General features: G+C 47.0%; 13 protein-coding genes. 8 read left to right on the top strand and 5 right to left on the bottom strand.

Annotated elements, in window-relative coordinates:
• Window positions 1-4: 4 nt before the first annotated feature.
• Window positions 5-1726 carry an Lnb N-terminal periplasmic domain-containing protein gene (locus BZG75_RS10470; RefSeq protein ID WP_077576911.1) on the bottom strand — a complete coding sequence of 574 codons (1722 nt, stop codon included), beginning with the start codon at window positions 1724-1726 and terminating at the stop codon, window positions 5-7.
• 345 nt (window positions 1727-2071) lie between these two features.
• Window positions 2072-4780, bottom strand: a complete 2709-nt coding sequence (gene malT, locus BZG75_RS10465; RefSeq protein WP_077576910.1) for an HTH-type transcriptional regulator MalT — start codon at window positions 4778-4780, stop codon at window positions 2072-2074.
• A 508-nt stretch (window positions 4781-5288) separates the two neighbouring features.
• On the opposite strand from malT, the gene BZG75_RS10460 reads away from it, so the two are divergent.
• The 3 genes from BZG75_RS10460 to glgB all read left to right on the top strand — a co-directional run bounded on the left by BZG75_RS10460 (window position 5289) and on the right by glgB (window position 12060).
• A complete protein-coding gene (locus BZG75_RS10460) occupies window positions 5289-7739 on the top strand; it encodes a glycogen/starch/alpha-glucan phosphorylase (RefSeq protein ID WP_077576909.1) in 2451 nt (816 codons plus the stop codon).
• A gap of 123 nt (window positions 7740-7862) precedes the next feature.
• A complete protein-coding gene (malQ, locus tag BZG75_RS10455) occupies window positions 7863-10049 on the top strand; it encodes a 4-alpha-glucanotransferase (protein WP_077576908.1) in 2187 nt (728 codons plus the stop codon).
• Complete coding sequence (gene glgB, locus BZG75_RS10450) at window positions 9991-12060, top strand: 1,4-alpha-glucan branching protein GlgB (RefSeq protein WP_443216195.1); 2070 nt, start codon at window positions 9991-9993, stop codon at window positions 12058-12060. Before malQ ends, glgB begins: the two co-directional genes overlap by 59 nt.
• A gap of 186 nt (window positions 12061-12246) precedes the next feature.
• Here the strand turns inward: glgB and malK are convergent, their stop codons facing one another.
• Window positions 12247-13386, bottom strand: coding sequence for a maltose/maltodextrin ABC transporter ATP-binding protein MalK (malK, locus tag BZG75_RS10445; protein ID WP_021023898.1), 1140 nt, complete (start codon window positions 13384-13386; stop codon window positions 12247-12249).
• 498 nt (window positions 13387-13884) lie between these two features.
• Here malK and malE point away from each other — a divergent pair, with 498 nt between their 5' ends.
• The 3 genes from malE (at window position 13885) to malG (ending at window position 17607) form a co-directional block, all read left to right on the top strand.
• Complete coding sequence (gene malE, locus BZG75_RS10440) at window positions 13885-15066, top strand: maltose/maltodextrin ABC transporter substrate-binding protein MalE (RefSeq protein WP_077576906.1); 1182 nt, start codon at window positions 13885-13887, stop codon at window positions 15064-15066.
• Between the two features lie 64 nt (window positions 15067-15130).
• A complete protein-coding gene (malF, locus tag BZG75_RS10435) occupies window positions 15131-16705 on the top strand; it encodes a maltose ABC transporter permease MalF (protein WP_077576905.1) in 1575 nt (524 codons plus the stop codon).
• An 11-nt stretch (window positions 16706-16716) separates the two neighbouring features.
• Window positions 16717-17607 (top strand): maltose ABC transporter permease MalG, encoded by an 891-nt coding sequence (gene malG, locus BZG75_RS10430; RefSeq protein WP_077461349.1) that lies wholly within the window; start codon window positions 16717-16719, stop codon window positions 17605-17607.
• Between the two features lie 82 nt (window positions 17608-17689).
• Here the strand turns inward: malG and glgX are convergent, their stop codons facing one another.
• Window positions 17690-19702, bottom strand: coding sequence for a glycogen debranching protein GlgX (gene glgX / locus BZG75_RS10425; protein ID WP_077576904.1), 2013 nt, complete (start codon window positions 19700-19702; stop codon window positions 17690-17692).
• A gap of 364 nt (window positions 19703-20066) precedes the next feature.
• On the opposite strand from glgX, the gene BZG75_RS10420 reads away from it, so the two are divergent.
• Complete coding sequence (locus BZG75_RS10420) at window positions 20067-21374, top strand: carbohydrate porin (RefSeq protein WP_077576903.1); 1308 nt, start codon at window positions 20067-20069, stop codon at window positions 21372-21374.
• A gap of 89 nt (window positions 21375-21463) precedes the next feature.
• Complete coding sequence (locus BZG75_RS10415) at window positions 21464-22303, top strand: MalM family protein (RefSeq protein WP_158009979.1); 840 nt, start codon at window positions 21464-21466, stop codon at window positions 22301-22303.
• Between the two features lie 102 nt (window positions 22304-22405).
• On the opposite strand, the gene BZG75_RS10410 is transcribed toward BZG75_RS10415, so the two are convergent.
• Window positions 22406-24493 carry a methyl-accepting chemotaxis protein gene (locus BZG75_RS10410; RefSeq protein ID WP_077576901.1) on the bottom strand — a complete coding sequence of 696 codons (2088 nt, stop codon included), beginning with the start codon at window positions 24491-24493 and terminating at the stop codon, window positions 22406-22408.
• Between the last annotated feature and the right edge of the window lie 532 nt (window positions 24494-25025).

Genomic DNA, 25025 nt, shown 5'->3' with positions numbered 1-25025 from the left:
TTATCTACCAATAGTAAGAAAGTTTAAGTGAATACTCTGAGTCACCATCAAAAGAGTAAGCGCTTCTAACATCCCATGACTGGTTAATACTGTAGCGCGCGTCAAATTTTATATGATGAATATGTGTGTCAATATCATCAATAAAGCGATGGTGAGCCAAAGTTAGCGACGATGCCCAAGTGCTAGATGGATTCCATATCCAGCCAACCTCAGGCCCTAGCGAGAACCATGAATTGCTCTCACTATATTCTTGAACGTTTGCCCCAAGGGCAACATACGCTGCTGAATTAGTGGTAATTCTTTTACTTTCACCCCAAAAGCCTTCGAGGTAACCAGTCATACAAGATTGACAACTATTTTCGACACTACCGTATCCCATTGCAAGACGCCAGGCATATTCATTATCTTCTGGCAGACCTGTTTCGGATGCATTTAAACTCTTTATATCAAAAAGAGAAAGCTGTTCCAATCTCCAGCTTTTTTCCTGGTTGTAGTATCGAAAGCGAATATCACCAGACTCAAGTGATGAAAAAGGTATTCGCGCCGAATTAATATTCAACCAGTCATAGTAGCTGGCTCTAAATCTTATTTCTTGACCTGATCCTAATTTATTATTGTTAAAAACAGCTAATTGCAGTAAGGTGCTGGGTGTTGCACCTTCTGGTGACGTTGGAGCTCTGTCTTGCCACTTACTGGCGCCTGATTTTAGTATAAAGCGTTTATGAATCAATGACTGTCTTATTTTTTTCTGGTTAGGTGTTAGCCCGTCATTCTTATTCGAAATGTATGAGTAATAATCGTAAAGCGTTTCTATAACTCGTTTAGCTGATTTTTCAGAGAGGTAATCTAAACGTTTAGTGTCTCCATTCTCGATTATATCGTGAACGATGATTTTTTCGTCTGCTATCAATTGATCGTACTTGTTATAAAGCGCTTCCTGTCTCGATTCATGATAAAAGGTTTTTTCTATGAGGCCTGTTTTTTTTGCATTCTTAATAATATCATAAGGCATAACCCAAGGTTTTTTTAAGCGGTTTAAATTAAGATTGCTCTCCATTCCGATTAGTTGAGCTAGTTGATAGGCACAGTTTTCGCGGAAAAAGTAATAAGTCATCCCAACTTCTTGCATTTCCCAAAGGTGAGCTATGATAAAATCTATCGATTCGTCACTTACGTTTAATCGATACTCCCAAAGATCACGCAGCTCTGACTCATTATAGGTTAGACTTTGGTGATGATATTTTTGATTGGAGTAAAAGCCTTGGTAGCCGCCAAAGATACCTTTTAATATGTATTCTAATTTGTTGTCGCTATCTGGAACACGTGCACCATAACTAAACGTGTTGTCTAGCAAGTCATGTTGATTTTCTTTGTTTATTTTCAGAAGTAAGTGGCCATACATTGATGCTGGATTGCCAAGATAACCAGACGCATAAACAAGGCTGATGCTTTTTGCCTCAAGCCCATTTTTATAAGCGTTAAATTTTTCACAGTTTACATGAGGAAAGTTTATTTCCAGTTCTTTTTCAATAAATATTTTTCGAGCAGGAAATCGACACTGTTGTTTTGGGCTGTTAAAGAAGGCATTAACCGTTGCAGACATCTCAGAACTAGGGATAATTGATCCTTGGTCATGAATGAAAAAATCAGATGACATTATTTCGCTTGACTCTTTATTATTGTAATGAAGTAGTCCTAGCCAAACAGAGGATGATGAAGCCTTCATTATGGAACTTTTTTTTACTTCGACTTGTGATGATGCATGGCTATTGAAACATACTGTTACGACGGCCAATGCTAGCGTGCAAAGCACAATATGAATTCTTTTTCTAGACAAAGCTTATGCCAACTTAAACTAAATGCCGGGCTAATTAACGAAAGTGATTAAAACAAGAAATGAGACTCCAATCAATATTTTTTAAAAAAAGGTTGGTTTTGGTCACACAAAATCGAAAACTAAACAACTTCATATCTTCTGGTGCTGTTTTTTTAGTTTTTGGGGTGAATGAAAATTATACAATAGAGCGCATAGAATGCCCCCAGAAACCTCTGAGGGCGTAGTGGTGCGAGGTTAATTGCCCATCAGTTGCAAGAGGTTTTCGGCGGTGACGACCGCTTCTTTGCGATTGGCAATGTTGAGTTTTTGATAAAGGTTACGGATGTGGGTTTTAATGGTTGTCCCGGCGACATCCAGTTCATGAGCAATTTGCTCGTTACTGAATCCTGAATAAATCAAGCCCAGCACCTGCCACTCCCGCTGGGTCAATGAGCTGGTTCGTACTAACTCAGGAACGTTTGGATGCTTCACCAGTTTTTCGACAAAGGCTTCATCAAAGTGGGTTGAGCGAGAGCGTTGATGGCTGGCGATTTCTTTCAGTAACTGTTGTGCACGATGACGTTCTAACGCGCCAAGCGCTTGTTGTTCGATCAATGCATGCAACAGCGATGAGATAGCGTCACCCTCAATTAAAAAGTTACCCATCATACCCGTCTGATTGGTGAGTATAAGCGCTTCTTGAAGCTGCGTTTTCGCATACTCGGTTTCATGCTCTTTACTGGCGAGCACCGCTTCCACGATAAGATTTCTGTTCTTATCTGTCACGAGATTGGCTTGGTTCGCCTCGCGACGGAGAAAATCAATGGCTTGGCGAGCCTGATCATACTGACCTAGATGGAGGTGCGCCCGGGCGATATTACGCCATTGAAGCTGGCTAAAGTGATTACAGGCCGACGCGGGGCGAACGGCTTGATGCAGCCACTCCTCCGTATGAGGAAGTTCGTGTTTGGCTTGCCAATAGAGTAACAACGATAAAGACGCGTTAGCGGTCCAATCGACATGATAAACCGACTCACGTAATAGATGCTCAATATGCTCAATGTGCTTGGCAGCTTTGTCGAGTTCACCGCGGCTAACAGCGACGCGGGCGAGCATGGAATAACTGTGTAAATGCATGCTCGGGGGCTGATTCTCTAGCACTTGGAGCCCCTTGTAGGCACAGGCTTCGGCTTCGTCTAAACGGTTCCAACACCAAAGAATTTGTGCGCGAAGGCGTAAAGCAAATTCATGTAAAGGAACTTGGTGTAATTGCTGATCTTCAATGAGTTGATCGGCACTGTCGAGCAGTTCAAATGCCGCTTGCACATAGCCTTGTGCCAGGAGAATTTCACTTTGTTGTAAAATTGCCCAAAGTGCCTGGTGATACACTTGGTGCTGGCGAGCGAGTTTTTCGGTTTGTTGCATCATCGATAAGGCACGATCGAGCTCGCCGAGCACATGGTTCACCTCGCCAACGACAGATGTCGCGACAATACGGCCACGGTAATTCGCGCTATCTAGTTGCTCAAGTGCTTTTTCAGCCAGGCGCATGGCCCGCTCTGGGTCGTTAGCATTAATTGCCACCTGTGCAAGTAGCGCATTGGCATTGCCTTGATAATCAATGTCGAGCGGTATTTCGCGAGCTTGATAGGCTTTTTCTGCACTTGCTAATAGCTCACCCACTTCATGATAGCGATGCTGGCTTTGTGCAAGCCAAGCTCGAAGTAGGCTTAAACTCGGATACTGGTACAAGTACTCGTTATTTAGCTTGCTGATAGCCGCTTCGAGGGTCGACAGCTCCCCACGGTTAAACATCCGCCAACCATATTGATTCAGAATATCTGCCAACAGGGCATCATCCTCGCCATAACGTGCGTGGCGCAGTGCTTGATGTGGCGATTCAAGCTTGAGCCAAGCTAAGGCCGCTTGCCGATGCAGTGTTTGTTGCTGCTGTGGGATCCGAGCCTGGCGCTCATGGGCGAGAAATTCAGCAAATAAATGGTGAAAACGGAACCAGTTGTTGTCGCCTTCGAGTGGATAAATAAATAAACCGTAGCGGTTCAGAGACTCCAGCATCCCCAACGCGTCGCCGCGCTCCGTTAAGGCATAGACTAATTCATCGTTGAACATTTCCAATACCGACACTTTCATCAGGAACTGACGGGTTTCAGTATCAAGTAAATCAAACACTTCTTCCGCTAAATAGTCCCAAAGGTGGGCATGGTTAAAGCTGGCACACGAGGCCGCGCTTTGCATGAGCGTACGCTTTTGGTGCTGTGCTTGAATCGCAATCAGTTGCAATGCTGACGGCCAACCTTCAACGTAGGTACACAAGGCATTGGCGGTTGACTCATCGACCCCATCGGCCACGCGTTGATTAAAAAAGCGGGTGGTCTCTTCGTTATCAAAGGCGAGTAATTCGTTCCCGATTTCGATCATTAAGTCACGAACACGCAAGTTCGCGGTGCCCAATGGCGGGTTGGCTCGTGAAGTGACGACCAAAGTGAGGTTATCCGGCATGTGCTTGATGAAAAAACGCATGGCTTCATGGATTTCTTCGTTATCAATAAGCTGATAATCATCCAATACCAGATAGCTGGTGGCATGAAAATTCGCTAACTCGGCAAACACATCGGATAAAAGTGCACGAAGCGATGAGAATTGGCGCTTCTCAGCAAGCTTAATGGTGTTTGCGCAGCCTTCTTGCGTGGCTTGATGCAGGGCTTGTAACAAGTAGTTAATAAAGCGGAAGCTATCATTGTCACTGTCATCAATACTAAACCAGCCAACATGGGACTGATCAGCCAGCCATTGTGCGGCCATGGTTGTTTTGCCATAGCCGGCGGGGGAGCGGAACATCACTAATTTATAGTGAGGCGCTTGTTGTAGCATATCGAGCACCCGAGGGCGCAATATGGCGTTATAAAGCCGACCTGGTCGAGTAAGTTTTGATGGGATCCACATAACACACTGTCCTTAACCTCAAATACGGTGCCGGCCCCTCAGCGCGACACTGCTTTATCCTCCTTGGAGTCTATGCGACTCCTAGATAGCAAACTATGATCTCTCTCCACTCTTGTGTTGATTGCTCTAGAATGGTGCATCTACGCCCTATATTTGTGATTTATATCACAATAGTTTTTTGTTTTCGCTATCCTTTAAAATAGCTTTGTACATTTATGTGTCCTGGAAAATATAGAATTTGCGCTGGCGCACAAAAATAACAAAAGTGATTTCTTACTTTTCATGCTGCTTTTCGAATGCTTTTTGTCCCATAACGTGATGTTGATCACTGGCTTGTATGTGGATGCTAGGATTGATGAGAGGCGGCTCACTGTTGGTGTGTGACACAGCTCTCTACGCCCTGCTATCTCCTCCTTTCCGTCACTGTGAGTGGGAGGATGTTTGTTACTCTCGAGTTGGGCAGGATGAATAGCCATCAAGGTTTCATTCCATTATTGAGAGTTATGACATGACCCCAAAACAGCAACATGCCTTTGATAAAAGTGCGTTTAAAATCAGCATGGTCCAACACTTGACCCAGCTAGGTCACGCACCTGAAACCGCTCAACAACGCGATTGGTACCTTGCCTTAGGGCGTGCATTGGCTGAGCACACAACAGGCGACTTGGTGGCGACTGAAAACGATCAAGCGATCAAACAGGCAAAAAGCGTTAACTATTTATCTCTTGAATTTCTCATTGGCCGTTTGACGGGCAACAACCTGATTAGCATGGGTTTATACGATGTGATTGCTGAGGCCGTTGGTGAACTCGGCCTGGGTCTTACCGACTTATTAGAGCAAGAGCGTGACCCGTCACTCGGCAACGGTGGGCTTGGGCGTCTCGCTGCTTGTTTTATGGATTCACTTGCGGCACAGCAATATCCAGCAGTTGGCTATGGCTTACACTACGAGTATGGCCTTTTCCGCCAATCTTTCGATCAAGGGGCGCAGCAAGAAGCGCCTGATGCATGGCGTGAGCCAGAAGGCTACCCTTGGGAAGTCGTCCGTCCGGACCTGACTCAAACCATTGGTTTCTATGGCCATGTTGAGGTTGTTGAGGAAGCGGGGCATACCTATCGTCAATGGGTGCCAAGCTTGAAAATCCAGGCAATGCCTTGGGACTTACCCATTGTCGGTTACCAAAGTAACACCGTTTATCCATTGCGTTTGTGGGAAGGTCGAGCACTGACACCGTTCGCGCTTGATGCTTTTAATGCGGGCGAGTACACCCATGCGCAGCAAGCAGATATTGATGCGGGTAACCTGACTAAAGTCCTTTACCCCAACGATAACCATGATTCGGGCAAGACGCTGCGTTTAATGCAGCAGTACTTCCATAGCGCCGCCTCAGTGGGTGACATTCTTCGCCGTCACTTGGAAGCCGGCCATGCGCTGGCGGCGTTGCCGGAGTATGAAACCATTCAGCTTAACGATACTCACCCAACGATCGCCATTCCGGAACTGATGCGTGTGTTGCTAGATGATTATCGCTTAGGTTGGGATGAAGCGTGGGCCATTGCTAGCCGTACCTTCGCTTACACGAATCATACGTTATTACCTGAAGCGCTTGAAACGTGGAGTGAATCGCTCATGGCAGAGCTTCTTCCTCGCCATATGGAGATCATTTTCGAGATCAACTATCGTTTCTTACAAGACGTGGAGCAAAAGTGGCCTGGTGATGTGCGCAAACAGCAAGTGTTATCCGTGATCGATGATCAAGGTGAGCGCATGGTGCGCATGGCGAATCTGTGTGTGATTGGCTCTTATGCTGTCAACGGTGTCGCGGCCTTGCACTCACAGTTGGTTAAACGTGATTTATTCCCTGAGTTTGATGCGCTTTATCCAGGTCGCATTCAAAATGTGACAAACGGCATTACACCGCGTCGTTGGTTGAAATTCTGTAATCCTGATTTATCAAACTTGATCAGTGAAAAAATTGGCGAGCAGTGGCCAGCACAGCTTGAGCAACTCGAGCAGATTGCACAATATGCTGACGACGCTGATTTTCAGAAAACCTTTATGGCGGTCAAGAAGCGCAATAAACAGCGCCTTGCTGACTGGGTAAAATCCAACCTCGATATCACGCTTAACACCGATGCGATTTTCGATGTTCAGATCAAGCGTCTACACGAATATAAGCGTCAGCACTTGAATCTATTGCATGTGATTTCGCTCTATCAGCGCTTGCTCAACGAGCCAAACTTTGACATGGCGCCACGAGTGGTCTTTTTTGCTGCCAAAGCAGCCCCAGGTTATGAACTGGCAAAATCGATCATTTTCGCTATCAACAAGGTGGCCGAAACGATCAATAACGATCCACGCGTTGGCGATAAGCTTAAAGTGGTGTTTATTCCAGACTACCGCGTAAGCATGGCAGAAATTATCATTCCAGCCGCCGATGTGTCTGAGCAGATTTCTATGGCCGGTAAAGAAGCGTCGGGTACGGGTAATATGAAAATGGCCCTTAACGGTGCCTTGACCATTGGTACCATGGATGGCGCTAACGTCGAGATCCGTGAAGAAGTGGGTGACGATAATATCTATATCTTCGGCTTAGATGTTGATGGGGTCACCGAATTACGCCAAAAAGGCTATCAACCCGAAACAGCGTACCAAAATCAACCGCTTCTAAAAGCCGCTTTAGATAGCCTATTGGATGAAACCTTCACGCCAGGGCAGCCTGGTTTGCTGCGCCCTGTCTTTGACAGCGTGATGACAAGTGGTGACCCGTACTTATGTTTGGCTGACTTTGCTGATTATGTCCGCGCACACAATGACATTGATCGTGATTATCGAGACATGTCGCAGTGGGCACGCAAAGCCATTCTTAACACCGCGCTGGTTGGTAAGTTTAGCTCTGACCGTTCCATCCGTGATTATGTTAATAATATTTGGCAGCTAAAAGCGATCAAACGCTAATTGCTAATTGCAATATAACGGGTTAACAACCTGATAGGTGGCAAGGGATTCGCCTTGCCACCTGATAATAATGACAACAATATTGCCCAATAAAAGAAGGGGGCAGACCCCTCGGAGAAAGCGATGAAAGAATCTGCATTAAAGACAGTCGCACACATGGCGAACCTTGCCGACCGTTATATCAGTGCTTGGGGCACAGAAGCGGCGGTGCCAGACAGTACCTTACATGATTTATTAACGTCACTTGGCTATGACACACGTCATGATGATGCGTTGTTGGCATCAGCGGAGAGAAAACATAAAACGGATGTGCTTGCCCCCGTACAGGTGGTGCAAGACAACGAACCGGTTGAAATTGCGCTTTACCTTGGCACCAGTGCCAGAGACAGTGATTTTAGTTGGCGTTTGGAAACCGAACAGGGCGAGTGCTTTGAAGGTTATCTTCAGTCACAAATTATTCGCGATGAACGCAGTGAGGGTGGCCCGCTCGTTTTTAGCTTACCGTGCGCGCTACCTTGGGGCTACCACCGTCTCTTTGTAAACCGAAAGCGCCGCAAATCTCCCTATCAGATGACGTTAATTATGGCGCCTTCTCAGTGCTATAAACAACCTGAACTGAATGCGCACAAAAAAATGTGGGGGCCGAGTATTCAGCTCTACACCTTACGCACTCCACATAATTGGGGCATCGGTGATTTTGGCGATCTCAAACAGTTGGTCAGTGAATTGGCGTCACGCGGGGCAGATTTTGTTGGTCTGAACCCCATTCATGCGCTTTTCCCTGCCAATCCTGAAGCCGCGAGTCCTTATAGCCCGTCATCGCGTCGCTGGCTTAATCTTTTGTATATCGATGTCAGCGCGGTGCGAGAGTTTTCATTGAGCGCCAAAGCGCAGCAACTGGTGGGCAGTGCCGCGTTTCAACGTCGATTACAGGCCGTACGTGATACCCATTGGGTCGATTATAGTGAAGTTGCCGCATTGAAGATGGCGGTATTGCCGTTACTGTTTGAGGAGTTTAAACAGCGGGAGTTGCTGCAACAGACGCATCGTGGCCGCGCTTTCTTAGACTTTATTGAGCAAGGTGGTGACAGCTTAAAACAGCAAGCGACCTTTGATGCATTGCATCAATACTTGCGCGCAGACGACGAGAATATGTGGGGCTGGCCGGTGTTTCCAGAAAAGTACCGTCGTTATGAGAATGCGGCGACGCAAGCCTTTATTGAACAGCACCATGATGACATCCAGCTGTATATGTATTTACAGTGGATTGCTCAAATCCAAATCGAAGAGGCACAAGCGATCGCCGAAGAACAAGGTATGGCGCTCGGTTTATATCGCGACTTGGCGGTGGGTGTTTCAGATGCGGGAAGTGAAACATGGTCAGATAACTCGCCACTCGTGCTTGACGCCAGTGTTGGCGCGCCACCCGATATGTTGGGGCCGCGAGGACAAAATTGGGGCTTACCACCGTTTGATCCACAAGCGCTGCAAGCTTCGGGTTATCATGCTTATATTGAACTGTTGCGTGCCAATATGCGTCACTGTGGTGCATTAAGGATTGACCATGTGCTAGGTCTGTTGCGTTTATGGTGGATCCCGAAAGGCAAAAATGCCAGCGAAGGCGCGTATTTATATTACCCAGTAAAAGACATGCTTGCTATTTTGGCACTTGAATCACACCGTCATCAATGCAGTGTGATTGGTGAAGATTTAGGCACGGTGCCTGACGAAATTGGTGCGTTGCTGAGCGATGCGGGTGTGCATTCTTATAAAGTGTTCTTCTTTGAAACGTCAGAAGAAGATGGTGGATTTATTTCACCGGCCCATTATACCGAGCAAGCGATGGCAACACTTTCCACTCATGATATGCCAACTATTCGGGGATTTTGGCATTGTGATGACTTAAAAATGGGTCAAGAGCTGGGCTTGTATCCGGACGAAGCACAGCTTCAGCAGTTGTTTGATGATCGCTTAAAAGCGAAACAAGGGATCTTAGACAGTGTTCGTTGGCATGGCATGTTGCCGGAAGGTGTAGGGGCAGATGCGCGTTATGTGCCGATGGATGGCTATTTGTGTCGCGCACTACAATTGCATGTCGCAGCCGGCCAATCTGCGCTGTTGAGTGTGCAGCTTGAAGATTGGTTAGAAATGGACAAGCCAGTTAATATCCCTGGTACGGTTGATGAGTATCCTAACTGGCGACGTAAACTCTCTGTGAACCTAGATACGTTGTTTAGCCGCGAAGAGTTAAATCAACTGGCGAAGGATCTTTCGCGGGTACGCTTACACGCGAGTCATCTATCCGTTTGATCGCCTGATCACCACGCGACCACGCTCTATCCTTAGTGCTAGCCAACACACATGGGATGGAGCGTTTTTCTATAAGGAGCCTTCTGTGTCACATTCCTCTTCCTCGATGACACCATACTATACGCACCCCGATCACTACGACATCGATCTCGCGGCCTTGCACAATCCTCGCTATGCGCATCAGCTCATGGGTGCGCATCCTATGACCTTGCCGGTTAACGGTGAGCCTATTGAAGGCGTGCGTTTTATTGTCTTTGCCCCTCATGCGCAATCGGTTAGCGTGATTGGCGATTGGAACCAATGGCAAGCTGATACCGCCTTGATGACGCCCATTGAAGATGGCTTTTGGGTCGGGTTTATTGCCAACCTTGGCACACACCAACGCTATAAATACGCCTTAACCGGTCCTGACGGACAGGGTTTACCCCATAAAGCCGATCCTTACGGGGCGTACGCTGAGCCTTATCCCTCGTTTGCGTCACTGACTTATGATCAGTCTGTTTATCAATGGAACGATCATCAGTGGCAGCAACGACCCATAACCGCAAAGCATCAACAAGCCTTGTCGTTTTATGAGTTACATCTTGGCTCGTGGCAACATGATGAAAATGGCCAAATGCTGGGTTATCGCAACCTTGCTGCGCGCTTAGTGCCGTATCTGGTTGATATGGGCTATACCCATGTGGAGCTAATGCCCGTCAGTGAGCACCCTTTTTATGGGTCGTGGGGATATCAACCCATAGGGCTTTTTGCACCGACCAGCCGCTACGGATCGCCGGATGATTTTAAGTATTTTGTCGACCAATGCCATCAGGCAGGGATTGGCGTGATCCTTGATTGGGTGCCGGGGCATTTTCCCACCGATGATCATGGGCTTGCGTACTTTGATGGTACGCCTTTATATCACGATCCTGATCCGCGTCGCGGTTGGCATAATGATTGGCACTGCCATCTCTACGATATGGGTAAAGATCATGTGCGCCGTTTTCTAGTTAATAATGCGCTGTATTGGCTCGATCAATTTCACATTGATGGTCTACGCGTGGATGCCGTCGCGTCGATGCTCTATCTCGATTATTCGCGTGAGCATGACCAATGGCTCCCCAACGCTGACGGTGGAAACGAGAATTACGACGCGATTGCGACACTAAAATGGGTGAACGAGTCGGTTTATCACTATTTTCCCAATGCGATGACGATTGCTGAAGAGTCCACCACATTTCCTGGCGTGTCTGCGCCCACGTATATGGGAGGGCTTGGGTTCGGATTCAAATGGAATATGGGCTGGATGCACGATAGCTTGACTTATATTCGTGAAGAACCGGTGCATCGACGCTATCATCACGATACGCTGACCTTCCCATTAGTTTATGCGTTTAGTGAGAACTATGTGTTACCGCTATCGCATGACGAAGTGGTCTATGGTAAAGGCTCTCTGATGGGCAAAATGCCTGGCGATGAGTGGCAACAAACGGCTAATTTACGCGCCTATTTGAGCTATATGTATGGTCAACCCGGAAAAAAACTGAATTTTATGGGGGCGGAAATTGGTCAAACAGCAGAGTGGGATCACGATAGTCAACTTGAGTGGCACTGGTTGCAGTATGAACGCCACCAAGGTGTTCAGGCTCTGGTGAAAGCCCTCAATGATCTTTATGTGTCGACGCCAGCATTGTACCGACTCGATTGCGATCCGACAGGATTTGAATGGCGAGTTAAAGATGCGGCAGATATCAGTATCATGGCCCATGAGCGGTTGGGCGATGATGGCTCGCGAGTGCTGGTGGTGAGTAATTTCACGCCTGTACCACGTGATGGTTTTCACCTAGGTGTACCGATGAGTGGCGACTACCAACTGGTATTAAACTCCGATGATGAGGCATTTTGGGGCAGTGGCTATCCGGTTTACCAAGTAGTGAGTACGGATAAAATATCAGCACATGAGCAACCCCAATCACTGACGCTCAATTTGCCACCGTTAGCCACGGTTTTTTATCGCTGGCAAGGGTGAACAACTTCAAACCACGCTAGACGACCCAACGAGGAACGCACCAAGTTAATTCTTGGTGCGTTTTTATTTGTCGCCTCGCGCAGACTGCACCGCGATGTTCACTGTACCGTTTACCGCCTTGTTCTAGGTTGAATCCATCAAAAAAGGCCGCGTATGCGGCCTAATCATTATCTTTAAGGCGCCATTTTATGCCGCATCTTCTTCGTCAACGAAGGTCACGCCGTTTTCACGGTGTAGACGCTTGCACGCGCGGCCGTCGCTGTGGAACAAGTGACAGCGGTGAGCGGGAATACCAATTGCGTACTTCTCGCCGGGCTCAATCTCAACCGTATCGAGTTGACGATAGATCACATCTGCATCGGCACTTTCTAGGTTGAGATAAATTTGCGTCTCGTTACCCAACTTCTCAACGATGGTCGCGTCTCCTTCGATTTTGGCATCACCGTCTTTGGCGGCGATTAAGTGCTCTGGGCGAATGCCTAGCGACATACGATCACCGCGGGTGACGGTTTTGCCATCGACCGGTATCCAGAAACTAGCCCCCTCACTTAGCTGCACTTTGACCCGAGTCGGCTCAACATCTGCGATGAATACGCTCATGAAATTCATTTTTGGTGAGCCAATAAACGAGGCCACAAAGCGGTTTTGTGGGTAGTGGTATAGCTCAAGCGGTTTGCCCACTTGCGCGACACGGCCCTCATCTAGCACCACAATTTTATCGGCCATGGTCATGGCTTCGATCTGATCGTGTGTCACATAAATCATGGTACAGCCAAGCTGACGTTGTAACTTGGTGATTTGTGCACGCATCTGCACCCGTAACCCGGCATCGAGATTCGATAAGGGTTCATCAAGTAGAAAAACCTGTGGTTGAGACACCAGGGTGCGGCCAATGGCGACGCGCTGACGTTGGCCGCCCGACAGGGATTTTGGTTGTCTATCTAATAAGTGACCAAGTTGCAAAATCTCCGCCGCTTGATGCACGCGTTTATCTACCTCAGCCTTATTGGCTTTTGCCAGCTTTAAACCAAATGACATATTGTCGTAGAGGTTTAAGTGGGGATAAAGAGCATAGGATTGGAACACCATGCCGACGCCACGTTTAGATGGCTCAATATCATTTACTCGCTGATCATCAATGTAAAGGTCGCCCGACGTAATATCTTCCAACCCGGCAACGCAGCGCAATAAGGTGGATTTACCGCAACCAGAAGGACCGACAAAGACGACAAATTCGCCATCTTTAATCTCTAGGTCAACGTTTTTAGAAATCATTACATCGTTGTCATACGCTTTACAAACGTTTTTAAACGTGACACTTGCCATGTCGCTCGCCCTCAATCGCTTTTCATTAATTCGGCTCAATTTGCATGATACGTGGTTATGTTATCAATGTGGGTCGTTATAAGCGTTACCGCTTTTGTTTAACGTTCGTTGATGATTAATTAGCCACACTAGGGAAAATACCACTCATGCTTTTTTGATGAGACTCAGTGTGTCTTATCTGCGCTAGCCCTGCATCCTCCTATCATCAATTATTACAGGGGGAGTAGGCGGGGAGGAGGATTTTCTCCTACCTAAAATAATTTGAGGGCGTACTTCACAAAAATCTGAGTTAATTAGTTGAACTTGATCACGTTCAGTTTATTTTTGTGAGCCGCATCATTAGTGACGAGCGATATGGATCACGAATTCGCTCGCATAGGTGTAGGGCGTAGAGACCAGGATGATGAGGAATGAAGAGGAATTACCCATGATAGAGCCTGAAACACAGCTCATCCTCCATGGAATCGTGCTACACCTCAGTAGAAGAAGGATAGAAAGATGAATAAATCACTTAGTGCTGTTGCCCTCGGTACCCTGATTGCACTTGGCTCATTTGGTGCAAATGCGAATATCGAAGAAGGCCAGCTGACCATTTGGATTAATGGTGACAAAGGTTATAACGGCCTTGCCGAAGTGGGTGACCGTTTTGAACAAGACACGGGCATTCCTGTAACCGTGGTTCACCCTGATGGCCTGCAAGACAAGTTCCCGCAAACTGCTTCAACGGGCGATGGTCCAGACATCGTATTTTGGGCGCACGATCGCTTTGGCGGCTATGCCGAGTCAGGCTTATTGACAGAAATCCGTCCGTCGGATCGTTTAAAAGACGGCATGGTCGATTTTGCTTGGGATGCGGTCAAATACAAAGGCAAATACGTCGGTTATCCGGTGGCCGTGGAGTCACTGTCTCTTATCTACAACAAAGATCTTGTCCCTAACCCGCCAGAAACGTGGCAAGACGTGGTTGCGATAGATGCCAAGCTCAAAGAGCAAGGCAAATCGGCCATCATGTGGAACTTAAAAGAACCCTACTTTACTTGGCCACTAATGGCGGCTGATGGCGGCTATGCGTTTAAACAAACCGCAACGGGTTATGATGTCAAAGATGCGGGCATCAATAATAAAGGGGTTCACGATGCACTGAACTTCATGAAGCAGATGGTCAAAGATGGCGTGATTTCTTCTGATATGGATTATTCCGTTTCTGAAGCTGCGTTTAACAAGGGTGACACAGCGATGACCATCAATGGCCCATGGTCGTGGGGGAACGTTGAGAAGTCAGGCATTAATTATGGTGTGGCTACCTTACCAACTTTCCAAGGTGAAGCCTCTAAGCCCTTTGTTGGCGTGTTAAGTGCCGGTATTAGCACCGCGTCACCAAACAAGGCACTCGCCGTCGAGTTTATTGAAAACTATTTGCTGACCAATGAAGGCCTATCAACTGTGAATGCGGATAAGCCTCTGGGTGCGGTGGCGTTAAATGCTTATCAAGCGGAACTTGCTAAAGATCCGCGCATTGCGGCAACCATGGAAAACGCTAAGCATGGCGAGGTAATGCCAAACATTCCGCAAATGAACGCGTTCTGGGCGGCAGCCAAAAACGCAATTATCAACGTGGTTGATGACCGTCAAAGCGTTGAAGCTGCTCTTAACGACGCAGAAAAACAAATGGTTAAATAAGCTCTATCTGCAGGGGGGATGCGTCCTCCCTGCACACTTCAGAATTAAGTGAGTAGCGTTCCTTATGCAGTCAGTCCAAGGTTCTCAAGCTATGACAACGTCAGGCTCTTCTTTGCCCAGCAGCACAAAAGCGTTCATCAAATGGGCGCTGCTGGCCTCTGTGGCTATTATTAACGGTTATGCCACCGTTTTAATGTATTCGCGTGGTGAAACTGCTTTTGCCCTGTTAACCGTGGTGTTAACCGCGTTAGCGCTGTACATTTTTGGTAGTAAAAAGACATATGCCCACCGATACATTTATCCAGGTATCGCGGGAATGATTCTTTTCATCATTTTCCCATTGGTATACACCGTGGGGCTTTCACTTACCAATTATAGTGCCTCCAACCAGTTATCTTTCGAACGCGCTCAGTCGGTATTGCTAGAGCGAACCTTCCAAGGTGGTGATAGCTATCCGTTTTCTCTTTACCAAACGGATAAAGGCGCGCGTCTTGTGGTGGAGATGCCGGAGGCTCGTTACGCCACCAAACCGTTTGAGTTTGCAACCCTCTCGGCCCAAACACTGGCGTTAACGCCAGTCGACAGTATCTCGGGCGAAAAAGCGACATTACGAGCGGTGATCCAAAATCGAGACGCACTCAGCGCTCTCGAACTTAAACGCAGCGATGATCAAATCATTCGGATGAGCGGTTTAAGGACGTTTGCTGCCATTCAACCGCTTTACAGCCTGCAAGATGATGGTCGTACACTGATCAACAACCAAACCGGTGAAACACTCAAGCCAAATGATGAAATCGGTTATTACCAAGCGGTTAACGATGCCGGCGAATTTGTTGGCGATACCATTTCACCAGGGTATATCGTCCAAATTGGTACCGATAACTTTGAGCGTGTATGGACGGATGATGGGATTAAAGAACCCTTTATTGGCATCTTTATTTGGACGATTGTCTTTTCTGTTTTATCGGTAGGCTTTTCACTTATTATTGGTTTGACTCTTGCCAGCCTTGTGCAGTGGGAAGAGTTGAGGGGTAAGTCTATTTATCGTCTCCTCCTTATTCTGCCTTATGCGGTGCCAGCGTTTATTTCTATTTTGATTTTCCGCGGTTTATATAATCAAAGCTTCGGTGAAATCAACATGGTATTAGAGGCTCTGTTTGGGATCAGTCCTAATTGGTTCTCAGATCCTGTAATGGCCAGAAGTATGGTGATAACGGTCAATACTTGGCTGGGCTTTCCTTATATGATGATTCTTTGTATGGGCTTGCTTAAGGCCATTCCGGATGATCTCTATGAGGCATCGGCCATTGACGGCGCGAATTTCATCCAAAACTTTACCCGCATCACATTGCCGATGATGATCAAGCCTCTCACGCCTCTGCTGATTGCAGCCTTTGCGTTTAACTTCAATAACTTTGTGATGATTATGTTGCTGACAGAGGGTGGACCGAGTCGAATTGGTACATCTGAACCGGCCGGTTATACCGACTTGCTGGTCAGTTACACCTACCGAATTGCGTTTGAAGGCAGTGGCGGTCAGGATTTTGGTTTGGCGAGTGCGATTGCGACGCTGATTTTCATTTTAGTTGGCGCTTTAGCTCTGGTGAATCTGCGCTTGGCACATAAAAACACGCAGTAAGGATATTTAATATGGCAATGGTACAAGGTAAATCCTTAAAATATCGCGTCTGGGCAACCCATATCGGCCTGTGCTTATTTTTGGCGCTGATTTTATTCCCGCTGTTAATGATTATTGCGATTTCCTTCCGTGAGGGTAATTTTGCTACCGGGAGTTTGATCCCGAAAAATCCGTCACTGGAGCACTGGAAGTTAGCACTGGGTTTCTCGGTGACTAATCCGGATGGCACAGTCACTCCTCCACCATTCCCCGTCTTATTGTGGTTATGGAACTCGGTGAAGGTTGCAGGCATTACTTCGTTATTTATTGTAGTGCTGTCTACCACCTCGGCATACGCCTTTGCCCGTATGCGGTTTAAAGGTAAGCAGACTATCCTCGATGCAATGATGATCTTCCAAATGTTCCCGGCAGTGCTGGCATTGGTGGCTATCTACGCCTTGTTTGATAAGTTAGGTCAGTACATTCCATTTTTAGGGCTCAACACTCATGGCGGCTTGATCTTTGCCTATTTAGGCGGGATTGCGTTGCACGTCTGGACCATTAAAGGGTACTTTGAAAGCATTGACGGCTCCCTCGAAGAGGCTGCGGCTTTGGATGGGGCCACGCCATGGCAAGCCTTTAGGCTGGTACTACTTCCGCTCTCAGTACCAATCTTGGCGGTGGTCTTTATTCTGGCATTTATTATGGCCGTGGGTGAGGTACCGGTGGCTTCGATTCTGTTATCGGATGTCGACTCTTATACCTTGGCGGTAGGGATGCAGCAGTACTTGTATCCGCAAAATTACCTGTGGGGCGACTTCGCGGCGGCAGCCGTGCTGTCAGCTGTACCGATTACCGGTGTCTTCTTGCTAGCGCAACGTTGGTTAGTGGGTGGTTTGACCGCAGGTGGCGTGAAAGGGTAACCCTCAACCCACTATTGATTGTTAAGAACCACGTAAAAGGCAGCTGATAACAGCTGCCTTTTTTGATGCGGGGGATATTAGGCTAAAGCCAATCACCGTCAATACAGACTAAAAAGCTCTTTGCTGCCAAGCGTTGGAATGCTTCTGGTGCAGTGACAGTCGTCTCATCGGTCGCCGTATCACAGACAATGCGCCATTGGTGATCACTCGGTAGCCGTAACGCTTGGGCGGTGTCGCTGCTATTAATGGCTATAAGCATTGATTGACCCGCGTCAGGGTGATGCGCGCCGAGCGTGATCTGACAGCTGAGCGCTTGCAGGTTTGGCCATTGGTGATCTTGAATCGGATCGCCATTCGAATGGCGCCACGCAATCTGATTTAAATGGCGCTGTGTGCCACTCAATGCATCAATAAAGCGCGGCACAATAGCGTTGCGACGCGCAATCATGGTAGCAAACCAATTTGACCAAGCGTGATTCTGCGTTTGCCAGTTTAGCCAACTCGTGGGGTTATCTTGGCAATAGGCATTGTTATTGCCTTGTTGCGAGTGACTGATGAGATCCGCGGTCAGAATATGCGGGGTGCCCAATGAGAACAAAATACTCGCGATCATATTACGCTTTTGCTGCTCCCTAACAGTCATGATTGTGGGATCGTCTGTCGGTCCTTCGATGCCATAGTTCGCAGAGCGGTTGTCACCGTGACCATCTCGATTATTCTCACCGTTCGCGTGGTTATGTCGTTTGGCGTAACTGACCATATCTTGCAGGGTAAAACCGTCATGATAGGTGACATAGTTAATCGGCAAATGATCGGGCCAGTGGCTGGCACTGAAAAAGTCACGCGATCCCATAAGACGAGTAGCAAAATCTTGTAACTTGCCTGGATCGCCACGCCATACACTGCGGGTGGTATCGCGGATTTTATCGTTACACTCGGCCCAATTTGCAGGGAACTGGCCTAACTGGTAACCATTGGGGCCAATATCCCAGGGTTCAGCAATCAGTTTGACGGTAGAAAGGATCGGATCTTGGGCAATAGCGTGGAAAAAGGCACTATGTGGATGAAAAGCCTCACCGTCTCGCCCCACAGTGGCGGCGAGATCGAATCGAAACCCATCCACATGATAGTGGGTGACCCACATACGCAAGGTATCGAGCACCAGTTTTAGCGCGGCAGGATGGCGTAAATCAAGGGTATTGCCACAACCGGTATAATTGCGCAGCTGTTGGTTATCCTGGAGATACATTCCCTGGTCGATCGCTTTAAAATGCAGTATGGGTCCACCGTCGCCACCTTCCGCGGTATGATTAAACACCACGTCTAAAATCACCTCAATGTCGTGACGATGTAGCTCGCGTATTGCTGTTTTCAACTCATTAACCGCGTCCTTTTCGGCATAACGCGGATCCGGGGCCATCCAAACATAAGGGTTATAGCCCCAATAATTGGTTTTTTGCTGGCTGAGTAAATGCGGCTCGGGTAAGCAGGCGGTGATAGGAAGCAGTTGCAGGCAATTAATGTGATGTTTTTGGTAAAACGCCAACATCGCTGGTGAGATTAAACCCAAGTAACGCCCTTTTTCCGCCGGCTCCACATCCGGGTACTGCTGAGTCAGCCCTTTAACATGAGTTTCAAAAATCACAGTGTCGCACATTGGACGCTGAGGGGATGACACGCCTTGCCAATCAAATGGCGCATGATCCACAACTTGGCAGCGCGCCAGTAATGTACTTTGCGATGGTGTATAAGGAGGCTGATAGCTTAAAGGGCCAATCACCGCTTGCGCATACGGATCGGCCACGCACCATGTTTGGCCATTATGTGAGATTTCAAAACTGTAATCTTGCCCTGCAACCACATCAGCGACCTCTTTTGTCCAATAACCACGTTTGTATTCGCGCATGGCGAGCCGCTGAGGTTGGTGCCCTTGATGCCACAACAATAAATGCACGCAGTCCTGGTCTGGTGCGTACAAAGTAAATCGACAACCTGAGCCGTATAACTGAGCCCCTAATGAATAAGGAGCAGGAAAACAAATCGACATAAATAACACCATTAAATTAGACTCGCTACCATTAGAGCTTTTAATCATAAACAATTCAATCTGATGTCACATTTATGATGATTGCCCAGTATGTAATTAAGTTTCATGCCTTTAAGAATAAATCTATTAATAGTGATCATGTCGACGTTTTGTAGGCCTGTTTAGCGAAAAATAATTACCAATTACGCCCTCGTTCAGTGACTCAGCTCGACAAGTTTAGATAATTGGCTCTCACTCATCCTTTCTCCTCCTCCCCCTGAAATCGCACGGCCGGATGACGCCAAAATGACCGCTCAGGGATAGGATAATTCCAGGATAACGAAGAAAGCTAAGCCTTGGATACACTGTCTTTTTCCACTACCCACTGCCGGTGTGAAGAGACACGTAAAAAAGGCGCATTATGGAGTAAGGTATGAGAAAAGTAAGTTTAATTGCGGCGGCTGTTGCAGCTTCTTTCGCAGCGGGTTCTGCTTTAGCTGAAGACAAAGTTGAACAAGGTTGGCAAGTAAATGGGTATGGTCATTTGCTATATAATGTTGGTCAATCTTTGGATTTAGATGAATCATATACACATCGTCGTGACTATCGTGCCGCAGGTGCCTCTTTTTCAGGGAATCCAAATCAAGTTGAATTCACGGTAACTCGCGGTGACAATTATGATAATGGAGCTTGGTCCAAGTACGTAGTAAAAACCGAGTATGGTAATAATGAAGGTAGTGGCCGAGGCTTCTATACATCCTCTTCCGGTAGCGAAGGATTTGGTGAATCAGGACAGCTTGAATTTAAAGAAGCGTATGTTGAGTTAGGTGACCTACCTTACTTCGCTGAAGGAACGAGCATTTGGGCTGGTAAACGCTACTTGAACCGTCAAGCAGGCATAATTACAAAAGAATATTGGAAGCAATCATCTGGTGTAGGTGGTGGTATCCAGTACGAAAACATGGGTGTTGCTTTAGTCTCTGTCGACCCAGGTGATAGCTTCGAATCTAAAAAGGATAAAACTGATGATAACGACAGTAGCACTACGTTGACATCTTTAGACCTCTATTATTCTGGTTTTGAAGCCCTCGACGGACGTTTTGATTTCGATATTAAATTTATGTCGCGAGAAAATGTTGACGAAGACCAAACAGCAGAAGATGGACTGGGTCTAGGTATTACGTATTCTCGTGACTATTACGGCTTTGATGGTTGGACTACAACAGCGCTAACGTATGGTAAAGGAATAGCTAGTACAAAAGGCTTAAACTTCGGTCAGTGGGTTGATGGCTGGGGCAAAGATGATGAATCTCTATTCTTTACTTCCTACGGTGTAGCTAATGTTTCAGATAACTTGCAGCTTGGCACAGAGGTTGTTTACTGGAAGCTGTACAACGACAAAACAGAATCTGTTTGGGGCTCCAAAGATGGCGTTCAGAGGTTCTTCTTTGGAGCCACTCCATCTTACAAAGTCAATGAGAATTTGCGTTTCGAAACTATATTAACTTACGCAGTTGAGAGCTTGGGGGAAGATGGAACATGGGGAAGGGAAGATGCGGATACAAGCTTCTTCACCGCAACATTTGCTCCTGTATTTACAGCTAATGCCGACTACTGGGGGCGCCCACAAATCAAACCGTTTGTCACCTACATGAGCTCAAGTGAAGATACGTATAACTGGAGCAAAGATGCCGAGGGTGATGAGACAAGAGTTGGTATTGAAGCAGAAATCTGGTTCTAATCACTCAGCAATCACTATTTAGATTAAGGCGACCCTATTGGTCGCCTTTTTTAGAGGTCTATATAATGAATTTTTGTTGTAAAAATAAAATGAGTATTAAATATTTAAGTGTCGCCATAGTGACGATATTACTTTCCGGTTGTTCTGCGTCTGTGACTCAAGAGTTGCCGCTAATGCCGGCGGATAATGCCAGTTGCTGTGAATCGCTAAAACAGCTTTCTWTCGTGCCACTAAAAGAAACTGAAGCACTGAATGTTTCTTTGGATAACCACTCAGCCGTCTTTAACTTTGACGAAGGGAGTAGTTATTCGAAAAGTTTTGTATTTAGCCCTCGAACAGAATCAGCGCATGTCACAATAAAGTCGGTGATGCAAAATGGCCAAGTATTCAGCCCTAATGTGTTGCTATTAAATAAAAACTATGAGGTTGTTGAAAAAGTCACTTATAGTAAATTTAAAACACAATCGGCTGATCTAACTAAGCCAAGCCAGTTAGTCGCAAATTTTGATACTAAAAATGTCCGTTATATGGTCATTTACGCGGATCGGCGCAAATTAGGTAGCAAAATCGTTATTCCCCACCCAGCAAAAGTAAGAGCAAAAGAGTTTGGGGAGCCGATGCCTATGGTCACCGATCCCGTTTACCAGCGTGTCGCCGTCGGTAAACTAATAATGTCTATTCACACTACCCAGTATGCGAGTTATGCAAGTGACGATGAACGCTTAAGCAGCTATCCTATCAAGGCCTTAAATTCAGGTAATCCGCAACAAGAAAGCGTGACTTTTTACCACCAGGCTATTCGAACCGCGGTTGCAGATAACGATGTCGACAAAGCCATGGGCTTATTACGTGACGCCGAACAATTGGGTATTACTGACGCTGACCAAGTCTTTCGTGACGCGATGAAAGCACAGTTAGATCGGCAGTAATCGAGCTTTGAAGTGACGTTTCATCACATAGCGATTCTAGACAGCAAATAAAAAGGGCACCTGCAAATGGTGCCCTTTTTGCGATCAAGAGAGTGCGCCGGATTAGACTTTGAACGTCTCGACCAGCTGACGGATGGTGGTGGCTTCTTGGTTCAGCGTATGGTTTGCGCCTTGTGCTTGCTCACTGAGCGATAAGGTTTGCTCTATACGTTGTGAAAGGGCTTGGATATTTTCGGCCACTTGCTGCGAAACGGCACTTTGCTCCTCGGCTGCGCCTGCGGTTTGATAATTGATATCGCCGAGCTGGTGTACCAAATCAACAATCTCGTTTAAGGTCTGCTGCACGGAGACACTCGCTTGATAACCCTCTGCGGCACCGCGCTCACCTTGCTGGATAACCGCTTCAATATCCGTCAATAGTTGGTTGAATGTTTCAAGCGTCGATACGATTTGATCGACAGATTTTTGTGAATGCTGGGCTAACGCGCGTACCTCGTCAGCGACCACCGCAAATCCTCGGCCAGCTTCACCGGCGCGTGCTGACTCAATCGCGGCATTGAGCGCCAATAAGTTCGTTTGATCCGAAATGCCACGAATATCATCGAGTAGTGCGGCAATATCGCTACCACTGGCTTTGACTTCGCTGACAAAACTGTTGGCTTTTTGTAGATCATTGTTCGCTGTTTGATTGCGCGCTACGTTGTTGGTCACATTATCCATACATTGATTCAGTGACGACACCACCGCGGCATTTTTTTCTTTGGAGGCCTCAGAGTTGGTTGCCACATCTTTGGACGTTGCTGTTAGTTGTTCCATGGCCGTCGCCGCTTGATGCAAGGTCTCCGTATTTTCAGATAGCGCTTGGTGCGCATCGGTGATCGCATGGTTAGCCGTCGTTGAGGTATCCGATAAGCGTCCACCTGCTTGCTGAATTTCGCCAACCATCGACTGTAGCGCATCCAGCATCTGATTGACTGACTGTTTGATACTATCAATCTCGGTTTTACCCGTGACGGATAAACGCTGAGTTAAATCCCCACCGCCTTGCGCAATTGCCTGAATGGAGTGATCAACACTGGTTAACGGCGCCAATTGGCGTTTGATGACGACTTGAATGATGATAAACGCCAAAATCAGCACGATACCACTTACCAGATAGATGGTGTTTTGGATATGCGTCTCGGCCTCGGTCATCATTTGATTGAGTTGCGTCACCGGTGCCATAGCAGCAGATATAGGGGTCACAATCATCACCGACCAGGTCTTGGTCATATTGCCAAACTCAATGGGTTGCGATACGTAAAAGTGCGAATCGGTTTGCTTGAATTGGTTTGTTGCCTTCTGGCTTAGAAGGTTAGAAAGTGGTTGGTAAGCAGGAGAGGAAAGTCCCGAGACCGCAGCGCCATGTTGAACGTGCTGATCGGTACTAGCCACAATCCGACCATTTTGACTGATAACAAATAGTTCCCCGTCATTATCGGCACGTTTGGCTAAGAGTGATTGGATTTGCGAGGTTTTGAGCGTACTTCCCACCATAGCAACCGTTTTATCAAAGCGAAAAACGGGAGTTGTCACATCGAACACCGTTTGTGTCTTACCATTAATCTGAGCCGTTCTTGGATCAGTAATACAATCTTTCTGTGTGCTCACCGGGCACTGATACCAAGGGTTGGATTCTGAAAAGTTTTGAGCGGCTCGAAGACGCATTTCTCCGTTCTCATCCACCGATACAGACGGTACATAGCGTCCATCCGCTGCACTGGTTGGATCGCCATAATAAAAGGCATCGGCCCCTAAGACGTTTTTTTGCCACTCGGTATAGATGTTGTGCCACTCAGGCTGACGTTTCAAAATCGAATACATGATCCTAGGAATATCATCACGATCGAGGATCCGTGATGACTTATTCTTTTCCGCTTCTGACGTATATATCTGAGCAATGGTTCGCACCGTATCGAGGGGAGAGGCGATGTAGGCATGAATCTCTTCACTGAGTGCTGTTGCCCGATTCTGCATTTTTATCACCTGATCCCGCTTCACATTCTCTGTCACCTGAGATGACATTGCTGATTGACTGGTATTCAGCGTTGAAAGAGAGATGGTGCTGACCAAACCCAGACCGACTAACACGATTGCAGAGGCCGTTAGGCTGATTCGTTGGCTGATAGAGAGGTGACGCAATTTTTTCATAATCACTTTCCGCACAAAGAAAAAATTCGGAGGTCGTCGAGCGGCGTGACGATGGGTGTCGTGCTAGCGAGCAATGGCACAACAGATAACGCGAGCCGACGGTGACGATCAGAGTTTCTAGTGTTGCTCAAATAGACAACAGGCACATCCTCCTTATTTGCGCTTGTAACGCTTGCAATAAGGAGGAGATCAGGAGGGGGAGAGAACTAATTTGAACGATCAGCTTAAGCCGATCCAGCGCACACCACATTGTCTTGACCGACGTTGTCACGTTGCGACGATCACACTACCTGGATTAAAACAGCAAGCGAAACTGCGCTTATTCACAATTTTGTTACTAACGGAGGAGGGCGTAGGCAGATGGATGAGGTTGCATGTTAGCGCATGTGCTAGCGGTACTAAGCTTTCACTGATGCACAATCATTAAAAATAATTCTATATTTTAATTATTTATATGTGGTTTTTTTAATGATTTAAACGCAATAAAGAAAACATCTTTTTATTTATTTTTTAGAGTTTTTACTTTTTTACT

Origin of the sequence: Salinivibrio sp. AR640, assembly GCF_001995405.1 — a bacterium.
In the GTDB taxonomy this organism is placed as follows: Bacteria; Pseudomonadota; Gammaproteobacteria; order Enterobacterales; family Vibrionaceae; genus Salinivibrio; species Salinivibrio costicola.
This window is presented reverse-complemented; position numbering and strand designations above follow the sequence as displayed.

Bases quoted from the DNA above. Each gene is read 5' to 3' on its own strand.
- BZG75_RS10420 (WP_077576903.1), top strand. From the start codon at position 20,067: ATGAGAAAAGTAAGTTTAATTGCGGCGGCTGTTGCAGCTTCTTTCGCA.
- glgX (WP_077576904.1), bottom strand. From the start codon at position 19,702: ATGATTAAAAGCTCTAATGGTAGCGAGTCTAATTTAATGGTGTTATTT.
- malK (WP_021023898.1), bottom strand. From the start codon at position 13,386: ATGGCAAGTGTCACGTTTAAAAACGTTTGTAAAGCGTATGACAACGAT.
- malG (WP_077461349.1), top strand. From the start codon at position 16,717: ATGGCAATGGTACAAGGTAAATCCTTAAAATATCGCGTCTGGGCAACC.
- malQ (WP_077576908.1), top strand. From the start codon at position 7,863: ATGAAAGAATCTGCATTAAAGACAGTCGCACACATGGCGAACCTTGCC.
- malF (WP_077576905.1), top strand. From the start codon at position 15,131: ATGCAGTCAGTCCAAGGTTCTCAAGCTATGACAACGTCAGGCTCTTCT.
- BZG75_RS10410 (WP_077576901.1), bottom strand. From the start codon at position 24,493: ATGAAAAAATTGCGTCACCTCTCTATCAGCCAACGAATCAGCCTAACG.
- malT (WP_077576910.1), bottom strand. From the start codon at position 4,780: ATGTGGATCCCATCAAAACTTACTCGACCAGGTCGGCTTTATAACGCC.
- malE (WP_077576906.1), top strand. From the start codon at position 13,885: ATGAATAAATCACTTAGTGCTGTTGCCCTCGGTACCCTGATTGCACTT.
- BZG75_RS10460 (WP_077576909.1), top strand. From the start codon at position 5,289: ATGACCCCAAAACAGCAACATGCCTTTGATAAAAGTGCGTTTAAAATC.
- BZG75_RS10470 (WP_077576911.1), bottom strand. From the start codon at position 1,726: ATGAAGGCTTCATCATCCTCTGTTTGGCTAGGACTACTTCATTACAAT.